Here is a 13,414-nt window from a genome sequence, read left to right on the forward strand (position 1 = left end):
GCACAGAGATGCTGCGCGTCGCCGTCCCGAACAAGGGATCCCTGTCCCAGACCGCCACCGAGATCCTGGCCGAGGCCGGGTACCGCACCCGCGGCGACGCGAAGTCGCTCACCGTCACCGACGACGACAACGGCGTCGAGTTCTACTTCCTCCGCCCCAAGGACATCGCGATCTACATCGCCTCCGGCCACCTCGACATGGGGATCACCGGCCGCGACCTCGCCGCCGACACCCGGGAGGAGGTCGACGAGCTGCTCGCCCTCGGCTTCGGCGCCTCGACCTTCCGCTACGCCGCCCCGGCCGGGGAGGGGTGGACCGTCGCGGACCTCGCCGGCCGCCGGATCGCGACGTCGTACCCCAACCTCGTCCGGAGGGACCTCCGGCAGCGGGGGATCGAGGCCGAGGTCATCCGCCTCGACGGGGCCGTCGAGATCTCCATCCGGCTCGGGGTCGCCGACGCGATCGCCGACGTCGTCTCCACCGGGCGCACCCTGCGGCAGCAGGGGCTGGAACCCTTCGGGGAGCCGCTGTGCACGTCCGAGGCCGTCATCGTCGGCCGCAAGGACGCCCCGGTCACCGACGAGCAGCAGGTCTTCATCAAGCGCTTCGAGGGCATCCTCCACGCCCGGAACTATGTGATGCTCGACTACAACTGCCCGCGCACCCTCCTCGACGAGGTAGCCTCGGTGACACCGGGTCTCTCGGCCCCCACCGTGCTCTCGCTGACCGACGAGAACTGGGTCGCGGTCCGGGCGATGGTGCTCCGCAAGGACGCCAACGCGCTCATGGACACGCTCTCCGCGATGGGGGCGGAGGCCATCCTGGCGACCGACATCCGCATCGCCAGGATCTGAACCGACAGGACCACCGATCCGAAAAGGGGCCGACACACCAGATGGCGAAGAGCAGCGACAGCAGGGACCGCAGCGGGGACGAGACCACCGGGGACAACACCCTCCCGGGCACCCCGGAGGCCACGGGGACCACCGGGAACGCGGACGGCAGCGGCACCACGACCGCGGCGGACGGCGCGGACACCGGGTCCGGTGACACCGGGGAACACGACGCCCGGGACAGCCGCCGCAACGGCGCCGGCGCGACCGTCACCCGCCCGACCGAGCACCCGGCCCCGGCCACCGGCGGACGCCACGCGAGCGACGACACCACCGGACCGGGGGAGCGGCACCCCGACGGCCACGACGACGACCGGTCCGCGCACCCGCGGGCCGCCGCGTCCGACCAGGTGACCTCCTCCACCGACATCATCACCGCCGCCGAGACCGTCTCCCGGTCCGCGCGGACAGCCGGCACCTACCGGACCGAGGAGGACCTCCTCGGCACGATGGAGGTCCCGGCCGACGCCTACTACGGCATCCACACCCTCCGGGCCGTCGAGAACTTCCAGGTCTCCCGCACCACCCTCAACCAGCTCCCGGAGTTCATCCGCGGCATGGTCATGGTGAAGAAGGCCGCCGCGCTCGCGAACGTGCGGCTGCACGCGCTGCCGCGCGACAAGGCCGACGCCATCGTGTGGGCGTGCGACCAGATGCTCATGCACCACCGCTGCATGGACCAGTTCCCCATCGACGTCTTCCAGGGCGGGGCCGGGACGTCGACGAACATGAACGTCAACGAGGTCATCGCCAACCTCGCCCTCGAACGTCTCGGGTACGAGAAGGGGCGCTACGACGTCATCAACCCCAACGACGACGTCAACATGTCCCAGTCGACGAACGACGCCTACCCCACGGGCTTCCGGCTCGGCATCCACGCCGCGTTCGAGGAGCTCACCAAGCACCTCGACGCCCTCCAGCGGGCCTTCGCCGCGAAGGGCGACGAGTTCCGCGACATCGTCACGATGGGGCGCACGCAGCTGCAGGACGCCGTCCCCATGAGCCTCGGCAGCGAGTTCGCGGCCTTCGCCCACAACCTCGCCGAGGAGCAGGCCCAGCTCCGCCAGGCCGCCGAGTTCATGACCGAGGTCAACCTCGGCGGCACCGCCATCGGCACCGGGGTGAACACCCCCGCCGGGTACCGCCACCAGGTCACCGCCGCCCTCGAGGAGGTCACCGGGATCACCATGTCCTCGGCCCGCGACCTCATCGAGGCGACGAGCGACACCGGCGCGTACGTCAACGCGCACTCGGCGGTCAAGCGCGTCGCGATGAAGCTGTCGAAGATCTGCAACGACCTGCGGCTGCTGTCCTCCGGCCCGCGGGCCGGGCTCAACGAGATCAACCTGCCTCCCCGCCAGGCGGGCTCGTCGATCATGCCGGCGAAGGTCAACCCGGTCATCCCCGAGGTCGTCAACCAGATCTGCTTCAAGGTCTTCGGCAACGACGTCACCGTCGCCATGGCCGCCGAGGCCGGCCAGCTCCAGCTCAACGTCATGGAGCCGGTCATCGCGCAGTCGCTGTTCGAGTCCATCCGGTTCCTCGCCCGCGCCTGCACGATCCTGCGCACGCGGTGCGTCGTCGGCATCACCGCGAACGCCGACGTCTGCGACGCCTACGTCAAGAACTCCATCGGCATCGTCACCTACCTCAACCCGCTCATCGGCCACCACAACGGTGACCTCATCGGCAAGGAGGCGGCGAAGACCGGGAAGTCGGTGCGGGACCTCGTGCTGGAGAAGGGGCTCCTCGACGAGGAGACGCTGAACCAGGTCCTCTCCCGGGAGAACCTGCTCCACCCGGTCTGGCGCGGAGAGCTCTACCTCAACCGCTGACCCACCGCCGCAGCCGGGCCCACCCCGGGTCCCGCCCGGGCCGGGCCGTCGTCCCCGCCCCGCCGGACCCGGTCCCACCCGGGACCACACCGGGGCGCGCCCCCGTGCCCACCCCACCCTCATCCGTCACCACCACGCCCACGTCCCCCCTCACTCAGAATCGAATCCGCAGTCATGACCACCGTCATGGTGTTTGTCCATCTCGCAATCCTCATCGGCGCCATCGTGCTCGGCGCGCGTCACGGGTCCGTCGGCATCGGCGCGGCCGGCGGCCTGGGCGTGCTCCTCCTCGGCCTCACCGGCGTCCACGTGGACCGGTCGGCGATCCCCTGGGACGTCATCGGCATCATCATGTCCGTCATCGCCGCGATCGCCGCGATGCAGCGCGCCGGCGGCATGGACTACCTCGTCAGCGTCGCCGAACGGATCCTCCGCCGGAACCCGCGCCGGATCACGTACTACGCCCCGCTCGTCACGTACGTGATGACCCTCCTCGCGGGGACGGGGCACACCTCCTTCTCCACGCTGCCGGTCATCGCCGAGGTCGCGAAGGAGGGCGGGGTCCGCCCGTCGCGGCCCCTGTCCGCCGCGGTCGTCACGTCCCAGCTGGCCATCACCGCCTCGCCCATCTCGGCGGCCGTCGTCCTCATGGCCTCGTTCGTCGAACCCCTCGGGGTGAGCTACCTGCAGCTGCTCGCCGTCGTCATCCCCTCGACGCTCCTCGCCATCATCCCGACCGCCGTCGTCGCCGACCACATCGGCCGCCCCCTCGACGAGGACCCCGTGTACCGGGACCGCCTCGCGCACGGGCTCGTCGCACCCCCCGGGCGCCCCCGGGACGACGGAGGCCCCGCGGCGCGACGGTCCGTCGTCATCGTCCTCGTCGCGGTCGTCGCGGTCATGGTCTACGCCACCCTCATCTCCGACCAGCTCGGACTCGTCCACGACCCGGCGCTCGGCCGGAACGAGGCGATCATCACCGTCATGCTCACCGCGGCGACCGCGATCCTCGTCGCCTGCCGGGTCCCGGCGGCGGACGTGCCGGACACCCCGGTGTTCCGCTCCGGGATGTCGGCCTGCGTGTGCGTCCTCGGCGTCGCGTGGCTCGGCACGACCTTCATCAACCACTACCTCGACGGCATCACCGCCGCGTCCGGCTCCGTCCTCCACAGCGCGCCGTGGCTGCTCGCCGTCGTCCTCTTCGTCGCCGCGTCCCTGCTGTACTCCCAGGCGGCGACGACGCAGGCGCTCATCCCGGCGGCCCTGTCCATCGGGGTCTCACCGCTCGCCGCCGTCGCCGCGTTCGCCGCGACCTCGGCGCTGTTCGTCCTCCCGACGTACCCGACGCTCCTCGCCGCCGTCGAGATGGACGACACGGGGTCGACGCGGATCGGCTCGTGGGTGGTCAACCACCCGTTCATCGTCCCGGGGACCGTCGCCGTCGTGACGGCCGTCGTCCTCGGCTTCGCGATCGGGTCCGTCGTCCTGTGACCCGCCCGGACCCCGTCGCCCTCGCGCACCGCTCGGCGCTGCGGTCGATCGCGCGGGTCGTCGTCGAGACCCGGACCCCGACCCCGCCGGCGGTCGCCGCCCGCCGCGTGGCCTCCCTGCTCCTCGACGGCGACGTGCTCGTCCTCACCGGGGCCGGGGTGTCGACCGACTCGGGGATCCCGGACTACCGGGGGCCGTCGGGGTCCCTCACCCGCCACCGGCCCATGACCTACCAGGAGTTCCGGCACGACCCGGCGGCCTCGCACCGGTACTGGGCGCGGTCGTTCGTCGGGTGGCGGCACATGGACACCGCGGTGCCGAACGACACGCACCACGCCCTCGCCGAGCTCGAGTCGGTGGGGGCGGTGTCCGGGATCGTCACCCAGAACGTCGACGGCCTCCACGCGGCGGCCGGGAGCCGGAACCTCCTCGCCCTCCACGGGGACCTCGCGACGGTCGTGTGCCTCCGGTGCGGTGCCCGGGAGGACCGCCGGTCACTCGACGGGCGGCTGCGCGCCGCGAACCCGGGGTACCTCGAGTCCGTCCGCCTCGACCCGGCGCAGGTCAACCCGGACGGTGACGTGTCGCTCAGCGCGGACGTCGTCGCCCGGTTCCGGATGCCCGGGTGCGCGGAGTGCGGGTCCGGGCTGCTCAAGCCGGACGTCGTGTACTTCGGGGAGCCCGTGCCGGGGGAGCGGCGGGAGCGGGTCGCGCACATGCTGGGCGAGGCCCGGTCGGTCCTCGTCGCGGGGTCGTCGCTGGCGGTCATGAGCGGGTTCCGCATCGTCCTCGACGCGCTGAAGGCCGGGCTGCCGGTGGCCGTCGTCAACGGGGGGCCGGGCCGGGCGGACGACCGCGTGAACGTCGTGTGGCGGACCCCCGTGCGGCCGGCGTTCCACCGGCTCATCGACGCCGTGTGCCCCTGAGCGGCGGGTGCCCCGGGGCGGGACCGGGGCACGACCGGGGAGGAAGTGGTCCGGGGCGCGACCGGGGCGCGACCGGGCCGCCGCGGTCAGGACGCGCGCGGGAGCTCCGGCGCCCCGGGGTACTCCGGGGGCGTGCCGCCGAAGGCCGGGCAGATCGCCTGGAAGGAGCACCACCCGCAGAGCTTCGAGGTCCTCGGGGCGAACGACCCGTCGGCGGCGTCGTCGGCGATGCTGTTCCACAGGTCCGCGAGGTCCCGCTCGAAGTACCGCAGCTCCGTCTCCGAGGGGGCGAGGATCATGTCGTCGGCGACCTTGAGGTACATGAGCCGGAGCTGGGCCGGGACCTGGTCGAACAGCCGCCACCACACGAGGGCGTAGAACTTCATCTGGAAGGTCGCCTGGGCGGAGAACCGGGGGATGGGCTTCTTCCCGGTCTTGTAGTCGACGACGCGCACCTCCCCGGTGGGGGCGACGTCCACCCGGTCGATGAACCCGCGCACGGGCACGCCGTTGGGCAGCGTCGTGTCGACGTACATCTCGCACTCACGGGCGTCGAACCCCGCCGGGTTCTCCATGCGGAAGTAGCCCTTCACCAGCTCGCGCGCGGCGACGAGGAAGTCCGTCCGGTCCCCGTCGGGCACGAGCTCCGTGAGCTCGGCGTCCCCGGCGGTCATCGCGTCCCACGTCGGGACGATCATCTTCACCGCCGCCGGGTACGTGCGGTCCTCCCGGGGCAGCGCGTGGAGCTTCTCGAGGACCGCGTGGACCAACGTGCCCTTGACCTGGGCGACGGTCTTCGGCTCGGGGAGCCGGTCGATCGCCCGGAAGCGGTAGAGCAGCGGGCACTGCCGGTAGTCACCGGCGCGGGAGGGGGAGAGGGCCAGCGGGCGACGCGGTCGGCCGGCGGGGCCGGTGTCCGCGGGGGCCGTCGGGTCCGCGGGGGTCGGGGTGTCGGGGGTGGTCGGGGTGGTGTCCGCGGGGGTCGTCGGGTCCGCGGGGCGTGTGCTGTCGGTCGTCATGGGTCCTTCGGTCGTCGGTGTCGTCGGTGCGGATGCGGTCGGTGCAGTCGTGGGCTGTGCGGTCGGTGCAGCGGTGGGGTGTGCGGTCGTGGGGCCCGCCGTCGTGGGCGGTGCCCGGCCGGTCAGAGGGCGTCGAGCATCTTCCCCGGGTTGAGGATCCCGGCCGGGTCCACGGCGGCCTTGATCTCCCGGTGCAGGCGGCGCGCCCCGTCGTCGAGCTCCCGGGCGAGCCACCCGCGCTTGAGGTAGCCGACGCCGTGCTCGCCGGTGATCGTGCCCCCGAGGTCGAGCCCGAGCTGCATGACGTCGTCGAACGCCGTCTGCGCGGCCCGCGCCGACGCCGGGTCCGCCGGGTCGTAGAAGATCGACGGGTGGGTGTTGCCGTCCCCGGCGTGGGCGACGAGGGAGATGACGACGCCGGTGCGCCCCCGGATCTCGTCGAGACCGTCGACGAAGTCGGTGAACCGCGACAGGGGCACGCACACGTCCTCGAGCAGGCGGCCACCGCCGTGGGCGCGGGCGAAGTGCTCGAAGCTCGGCTGGACGTTCCGGCGCGCGGCGATGAGGGCGTCGTTGTCCGCCGCGTTGTCGGAGAAGGCGACGTCCACCGCGCCGTTGTCCCCGGCGATCCGCGCGAACGCCTCGGTGTCCGCGACGCTCGTCGGGGAGTCCGACTGCATGATGACGATCGCGCCGACGGACCCGTCGAACCCGAAGTCGCCCAGCTCGTTGAGCATCCCGATCGTCGTGCGGTCCATGAGCTCCATGAGGGAGGGCCGGGGCTCGGACGCCATGTACGCGGCGACGGCCGCGGCCGCGTCGCGCTCCCGGGGGAAGGTCGCGACGGCCGTCAGCGGGTCCGGCCCGAGGGGGACGACGCGGAGCACCGCCTCGACGATGACGCCGAGGGTGCCCTCCGACCCGACGAACAGACCGCACAGGTCCAGTCCGGCGACCCCCTTCGCCGTGCGCCGGCCGAGGCGGGTGACCGTGCCGTCGGCGAGCACGACCGTCAGCTCCAGGACGTAGTCCCGGGTGACGCCGTACTTCACGCAGCACAGGCCGCCGGCGTTCGTCGCGATGTTGCCGCCGACCGAGGAGATCGCGACGGACCCCGGGTCCGGCGGGTAGGCGAGTCCGTGGGGGCGCAGCGCGTCCTTGAGGTCCTGGTTGATCACCCCGGGTTGCACGGTGACGGTGTGGTTCGCGGCGTCGATCCCGACGACGGCGTCCATGCCGCGGACGTCGAGCAGGATCGCCCCGGGGACGGCGTTCGCCGCGCCGGAGAGCCCGGTCCGGGCGCCCTGGGGGACGACGGGCACGCCGTGGGCGTGGGCGTGACGGAGGGTCTCGACGACGTCCGCCGTGCTCCGCGCCCTGACGAGGGCGACGGCACCCTCGGCGGGGACGCCGACGGCCTCGTCCGTCGAGTGCGACGCGAGGATGTCCGGGTCGGTGACGAGCCGCCCCTCCAGCCGTCCGGCGAGGTCGGCCAGGTCCACCGCCGGGCCGGTCCCGCCGGCACCGGCCGTCCCCGGCGCGCCGTCCGCACCGGTCCCGTGTGTCTGCTGCGCTGTCATGTGCGCGTCTCCTCTCGTCCCGCTCGGCCGCCGGGGCCGGCCGGACCGTGGCCGACCCGGACCGCCCGTCACCCCGCGCCCTCTGCCCGTCATCCTATCGGCCGCGCAGCCACCCCCGGTGACCGGTGTCCGCGGCCCCACGGACCCCGGTCCACCGGGCGTCCCGTGCCGGCCCCGCGACCCCGTCGGGGGGTGGCCGGTGACGCCACACACCGAACTAGTAAGGTGAGGCTTGGTTTTTGTTGTGGTTCGCGGCCGTTCCCCCGACGGCCCACCTGACCCCGACCGGGCGTCGTCGCCCACCGAAAGGACCCCGCATGGGAAAGGGATTCCAGGGCGCTGTACTACGGACCCTCGGCGCCAGGGAGCACCTGCTCACGGTGACCGGGACAACCCGCGTCGCCGAGCACTTCCACCGCGTCACCTTCCACTCGGACACGATGCTCGACCCGGAGGGGGAGACCCCGGCGACGTGGGTGCGCCTGTGGTTCCCGGACCCGGAGGGCGGCCCGAAGATGTTCCAGCGCGGCTACACCCTCCTCGACGCCGACCCGGCGACCGGCACCTTCTCCGTGGAGTTCGTCATCCACCACCCGTCGGGACCGGCCGCGCACTGGGCCGAGAACGCCGAGGTCGGCGACACCCTCGTCGGGATGCGGTTCGGGGCCCGGCCCTTCGAGCTGCTCGACCCGCCGCCGGAGGGCTACCTCCTCCTCGGCGACCTCGCGGCGTACCCGGCGATCGCGTCGATCGCGCGGGCGGTGCCCTCGGACATCCCGGTCGTCGTGTACCTCGAGAGCCACAGCCCGCACGACCGTGACATTCCGCTGGTCTCCGGGCCGAACATCACCGTGGAGTGGGTCGAGGACCTGCCGGACGGCCAGGGCCTGGCACAGGCGGTGCGCGGCGGGGAGTGGACGGGCTGGTACGCCTGGGTCACGGCGGAGTCGTTGACGACGCGGCGCGCGAAGACCGTCCTCCAGCGCGAGTTCGAGTTCACCCGGGCGACCCTCCACTCCCAGGCGTACTGGGTCAGCGGACGCTCCATGGGCACGAGCCGGTCCCTCGACGAGGCCGGGGACACCCCGGGGACGCCGGCCGCCGCCACCGCCGACGGGGCGTCCGCCACCCCGGCGCCGGCCGCCGCGGACCCGGCGCGGACGGCGTCGACACCCCGACCCGGCACCGGCGGCCCCGGCACGCCCGACACCGGCACGGGCCCCGCGACCCGCCGGAAGGAACCCGGCGTCCTACGCCCGGCGCGCGGGGCGCTCATCGCCGGCGGGATCGCCCAGGGCCTGCTGTCCCTGCTCCAGATCGTGCCGTTCATCCTCTTCGCGGAGCTCGCCCGGCTCTTCCTCGACGGGGCCGACCGGGAACGCTTCGTCTCCACCGCGGTCGCCGCCCTCGTCGTCATGGGCCTGTCGGCGTTCGGCACCGCCGCGCTCGTGTTCGCCATGCACCTCTACGACGCCCGCTTCGCCGCGACCGTGCGGCGACGGCTCATGCGGAAGCTGACGACCCTGCCTCTGGGCTGGTTCGGGGAACGGCAGCCCGGCGACGTGAAGAAACTCGTCGCCGACGACGTCCAGGCGCTGCACTACCTCGTCACCCACGCGGTGCTCGACCTCGTCGGGGCCGTCGTGACCCCCCTGGCGACCCTGATCTACCTCTTCGCCGTCCAGTGGCGGCTCGGCCTCGTCCTGCTCCTGCCGATCATCGCGTTCTTCGGGGTCATGGTGTCGATCTCCCGGCGCGACGCGGACAAGGTCGTGCAGTCCCAGCGTCTCGTCGCCCGCGCGTCCGGCGAGGCCCAGACCTTCATCTCCACCCGCGACCAGGCCCGGGTCTTCGGCCCGTCCTCGGTCGTCGACCTCCCGGGCACGCTGCGGCGCACCGGCGACTTCGTCGAGGAGTGGCAGCTGGACACCGGCCCGGCGAAGATCCTCGCCGTCATGATCAACCGTCCGACGACCGTCCTCGGCATCCTCGTCGTCGCCGCCTGGCTGCTCATGACACCCGGGTGGCTCACCGCCGCGGACCTCGTGCCGTTCCTCGTCCTCGGCACATCCTTCGGCGGCCAGCTCCTCGCCGTGACGACGAACACCGGGGCCCTCGTCACCGGCCTGGAGTCCCGGGACGGTCTCGAGCTCATGCTCGGCACCCCGGGCCTCGCCGGCCCCGCCGACCGCCCGGCCCCGGACGGGCACATCCGGTTCTCGGGGGTCCGCTTCGGCTACGGGCCCGGCCACACCGTGCTGCCGGACCTCGACCTCCGGCTCGAGGCCGGCACCGTCACCGCGCTCGTCGGACCGTCGGGGGCCGGCAAGTCGACCGTCGCCGCGCTCCTCGCCCGGCTGTGGGACCCCCAGGCCGGGCAGATCAGCATCGACGGCCGCGACCTGCGCGACATGACCCAGGACGAGCTGTACTCGACGGTGACGATCCTGCTCCAGGACGTCCAGCTCATCCGGGCGACCGTCCGGGAGAACATCGCCCTCACCCGCCCGGACGCGACCGCCGCCGAGGTCGAGGCCGCCGCCCGCGCCGCGCACGTCCACGACACCGTCGCGGCCCTGCCGCAGGGCTACGACACCGTCGTCGACACCGACCGGCTCTCCGGCGGCGAGCGCCAGCGCATCGGCATCGCCCGGGCGCTGCTCGCGGACACGCCCGTCGTCGTCCTCGACGAGGCGACGGCGGCGGCGGACCCCGACTCGGAGTGGGCGATCCGCCAGGGACTCAGCCGCCTGCTCGAGGGCCGGACGGTCCTCATGATCGCGCACCGGCTGCACACCGTGCGGGACGCCGACCGCATCGTCGTCCTCGACCGTGGCCGGGTCGTCGAGTCCGGCACCCATGACGAGCTCCTCGCCGCCGACGGCCTCTACGCCGGGCTGTGGCGGGCCACGACCCCGGCCGTCCCGACCGCCCACCCCACCGAGGAGACCCGCTGATGCTGACCCACCTGCACGCCCTCACCGGCGGCGGCCCCCGCTACCGGGGGTTCCTCGTCCTCACCGTCGTCTCCGCGATCCTCCAGGCCGGGGCGGTGCTCGCCCTGTTCCCGACCTTCGACCGGCTGTTCGGGGACCACCCGTCCGGCGCGTGGCCGTGGGTGCTCGTCGTCGTCGCCCTCATTGCGGCGGCGTGGGGCATCGACGTCGTCGCCGCCCGGCTCGGGCTCGCCCTCGGCATCCAGGTCATGCGCGTCATCCACGAGCGGACCCCGGAGGCCGTCCTCGCCTGGCCGTCGTCGGTCCTCACCGCGGAGAAGACGGCGTCGCTGCGCCGGCTCGTGTCCTCCGGGGCGACGGAGGCGACCAGCTCGGTGGTCCTCATGGTCTCGCCGGTCGTCACCGCCGTGGTGTTCACCCCGGCCCTCGGGCTCGGCCTGCTCACCGTCTCCGTGCCCGTCGCGCTCGTCACCGTCGCCGGCGGTGTGCTCGTCCTCGCGGCGCTGTGGCTGAGCACCCGCCTGCAGGCCCGCTCCGAGACCGCGTTCTCCCGGGCGACCGAGGAGCTGGACTCGCGCCTGTTCGAGTTCGCCTGGGCCCAGCCGTCGCTGCGGACCGCCCGCCACGTCTCGGCGGGGGAGGCCCTCGTCGACGACGCCATCGAGTCGACCCGCCGCCGGTCGCTGCGCCTGCTGCTGTGGCAGATCCCCGGCGAGTTCGTCTTCAGCGCCGTCCTCCAGGTCGTCCTCCTCGGCTTCGGGCTCGCCGCGTGGACCGCCTACGACTCGGGCACGCTGTCCGCCGTCGGCGCCGCCACACTCGTCATCGTCCTGCTCCGGGTCGTCGAGCAGGTCACCACCGTCTCCGGGTCGGTGACCGGGGTGCTCGCCGTGACCCGCACGCTCGCGGAGGTCCGGGAGGTCACCGACGTCGCCCCCGTCACCCCGTCCCGGCCGGCGCCGACGGCCCCCCACGTCGTCGCCGACGGCCTGGAGGTCACCTACGGCGACGGCACGGCCGGGCTCCGCGACGCCTCGCTCGACCTCGCCCCGGGGACCGTCACCGTCGTCGTGGGCCGGTCGGGGTCGGGGAAGACGACGCTGCTCCGCGCGCTCGCCGGACTCGAACCGGCGTCCGGGGGCGGCGTCTCCCTCGCCGGGCCGGGCGGCCCCCGGGCCTCACTCGGCGACCTGCGCGGCAACGCCACCGTCGTCTTCCAGCAGACGGCCCTCAACGCCGGGACGGTGCGGGAGAACCTGCTCTCCGTCAACCCGGCCCTCAGTCAGGAGGAGCTCGACGGGATCGCCCGCACGGCCCAGCTCACCCGGACCCTGCAGCGGCTGCCCGGCGGCTGGGACACGCCCGCCGGCGAGCTCGGCTCCCAGCTGTCCGGCGGTGAGCGGCAGCGGGTGGGCATCGCCCGGGCCCTCGCGAAGCCCGCCCGGTTCCTCCTCGTCGACGAGGCCACCTCCGCCCTCGACGCCCGCAACGAACGCGCCGTCGTCGACGCCATCTCCGGTATCCGCGGCGACTACACCACCGTCATCGTCACCCACAGCCCGGCGACCCTCGCCGTCGCCGACGAGGTCGTCGTCATGGACGGCGGCCGGATCACCGAGCAGGGCCCGCCCGCCGAGCTCGAGGCCGCCGGCGGGGAGTTCACGAGGATCCTCGACGAATGGCGCCGCTCCGCGGCCTGGCACGTCTGAGCCCTCCCGGGGCGGCCGCCGGACCGGCCTCCCCGGCCGCCCCACCCGGCGGGGGAGGTTCGCGCGCCGGAGCACGGCGTCGTTACACTTGGACGGTTCCCACCTGACCCGCACCCCCGACGACGAATGACGAGGACCCCCCGTGGCCTACTCCGGGCGCTTCCGCGCCGGCGACCGTGTCCAGCTGACCGACGCCAAGCGCAGGCACTTCACCATCACGCTGACCCCGGGGGAGAGCTTCTTCACCCACAAGGGCGGCATCAGCCACGACGACATCATCGGGCAGCACGAGGGGACCGTCGTCCAGTCCCACCTCGGCGGTGAGTACCTGTGCTTCCGCCACCTCCTCGTCGACCACGTGCTCTCCATGCCCCGCGGCGCGGCCGTGATCTACCCGAAGGACGCCGCCCAGATCATCGTCGAGGGCGACATCTTCCCCGGCGCCCGCGTGCTCGAGGCCGGCGCGGGCTCCGGGGCGATGTCGATGTGGCTGCTCCGCGCCGTCGGGGAGACCGGGCGCCTCATCTCCTACGAGGTCCGGGAGGACCACATCGGCTACGCGCGGGACAACGTCGTCGAACAGACCGGGGGACAGCCCGCGAACTGGGACCTCCGGCTCGGCGACCTGCGCGACGTCACCCCGGAGGACGTCGGGGAGATCGACCGGGTCGTCCTCGACATGCTCGAACCGTGGGAGTGCCTCGGCACCGTCCGGGACGTCCTCATCCCCGGCGGGGTGTTCATGACCTACGTGGCGACCGTGCCGCAGCTCATGAAGGTCATGGAGGGCATCCGCGAGCTCGGGTGCTTCACCGAGCCCCGGGCGTGGGAGTCCCTCGTCCGCGAGTGGAAGGTCGAGGGCCTGGCCACCCGCCCCGAACACCGCATGAACGCCCACACCGCGTTCCTCGTGTGGGCCCGACGCCTCGCCGACGGCACCGTCGCACCGAAACCGCAGCGCCGCGCACGGAAATGAGGGCCCCCGCGAACCCGGGGCGTTAGAT

General features: G+C 73.3%; 9 protein-coding genes. 7 read left to right on the forward strand and 2 right to left on the reverse strand.

The genetic code is table 11. The features are described from left to right. Positions 1 to 8: 8 nt before the first annotated feature. From hisG to CBOVI_RS05685, 4 genes are all read left to right on the forward strand, one after another. A complete protein-coding gene (hisG, locus tag CBOVI_RS05670; protein WP_010270999.1) occupies positions 9 to 854 on the forward strand; it encodes an ATP phosphoribosyltransferase in 846 nt (281 codons plus the stop codon). A 41-nt stretch (positions 855 to 895) separates the two neighbouring features. Continuing rightward, positions 896 to 2,728, forward strand: a complete 1,833-nt coding sequence (gene aspA / locus CBOVI_RS05675; protein ID WP_010270995.1) for an aspartate ammonia-lyase — start codon at positions 896 to 898, stop codon at positions 2,726 to 2,728. A 186-nt stretch (positions 2,729 to 2,914) separates the two neighbouring features. Further along, on the forward strand, positions 2,915 to 4,219 hold the full coding sequence (locus tag CBOVI_RS05680) for an anaerobic C4-dicarboxylate transporter (RefSeq protein WP_029157937.1): 1,305 nt from the start codon (positions 2,915 to 2,917) through the stop codon (positions 4,217 to 4,219). Continuing rightward, positions 4,216 to 5,145, forward strand: coding sequence for a Sir2 family NAD-dependent protein deacetylase (locus CBOVI_RS05685; protein WP_010270986.1), 930 nt, complete (start codon positions 4,216 to 4,218; stop codon positions 5,143 to 5,145). Before CBOVI_RS05680 ends, CBOVI_RS05685 begins: the two co-directional genes overlap by 4 nt. 86 nt (positions 5,146 to 5,231) lie before the next feature. Here CBOVI_RS05685 and CBOVI_RS05690 read toward each other — a convergent pair whose 3' ends face one another. Then, a complete protein-coding gene (locus tag CBOVI_RS05690; RefSeq protein WP_010270983.1) occupies positions 5,232 to 6,164 on the reverse strand; it encodes a RecB family exonuclease in 933 nt (310 codons plus the stop codon). Positions 6,165 to 6,286: 122 nt separating this feature from the next. Further along, a complete protein-coding gene (locus CBOVI_RS05695; protein WP_010270979.1) occupies positions 6,287 to 7,744 on the reverse strand; it encodes an FAD-binding oxidoreductase in 1,458 nt (485 codons plus the stop codon). Positions 7,745 to 8,061: 317 nt separating this feature from the next. On the opposite strand from CBOVI_RS05695, the gene CBOVI_RS05700 reads away from it, so the two are divergent. The 3 genes from CBOVI_RS05700 to CBOVI_RS05710 all read left to right on the forward strand — a co-directional run bounded on the left by CBOVI_RS05700 (position 8,062) and on the right by CBOVI_RS05710 (position 13,386). Beyond that, entirely contained in the window at positions 8,062 to 10,701 is a 2,640-nt protein-coding gene (locus tag CBOVI_RS05700; protein ID WP_125187409.1) for an ABC transporter ATP-binding protein/permease, read from the forward strand. Next, entirely contained in the window at positions 10,701 to 12,410 is a 1,710-nt protein-coding gene (locus CBOVI_RS05705; RefSeq protein ID WP_010265571.1) for an ABC transporter ATP-binding protein, read from the forward strand. The genes CBOVI_RS05700 and CBOVI_RS05705 overlap by 1 nt, the downstream gene beginning before the upstream one ends. A gap of 142 nt (positions 12,411 to 12,552) precedes the next feature. Further along, positions 12,553 to 13,386, forward strand: coding sequence for a tRNA (adenine-N1)-methyltransferase (locus CBOVI_RS05710; protein ID WP_010265570.1), 834 nt, complete (start codon positions 12,553 to 12,555; stop codon positions 13,384 to 13,386). The last annotated feature ends 28 nt before the right edge of the window (positions 13,387 to 13,414 follow it).

The organism is Corynebacterium bovis DSM 20582 = CIP 54.80 (genome assembly GCF_030408615.1).
Lineage (GTDB): Bacteria > Actinomycetota > Actinomycetes > Mycobacteriales > Mycobacteriaceae > Corynebacterium > Corynebacterium bovis.

Bases quoted from the DNA above. Each gene is read 5' to 3' on its own strand.
- hisG (WP_010270999.1), top strand. From the start codon at position 9: ATGCTGCGCGTCGCCGTCCCGAACAAGGGATCCCTGTCCCAGACCGCC.
- aspA (WP_010270995.1), top strand. From the start codon at position 896: ATGGCGAAGAGCAGCGACAGCAGGGACCGCAGCGGGGACGAGACCACC.
- CBOVI_RS05680 (WP_029157937.1), top strand. From the start codon at position 2,915: ATGGTGTTTGTCCATCTCGCAATCCTCATCGGCGCCATCGTGCTCGGC.
- CBOVI_RS05690 (WP_010270983.1), bottom strand. From the start codon at position 6,164: ATGACGACCGACAGCACACGCCCCGCGGACCCGACGACCCCCGCGGAC.
- CBOVI_RS05695 (WP_010270979.1), bottom strand. From the start codon at position 7,744: ATGACAGCGCAGCAGACACACGGGACCGGTGCGGACGGCGCGCCGGGG.
- CBOVI_RS05700 (WP_125187409.1), top strand. From the start codon at position 8,062: ATGGGAAAGGGATTCCAGGGCGCTGTACTACGGACCCTCGGCGCCAGG.
- CBOVI_RS05705 (WP_010265571.1), top strand. From the start codon at position 10,701: ATGCTGACCCACCTGCACGCCCTCACCGGCGGCGGCCCCCGCTACCGG.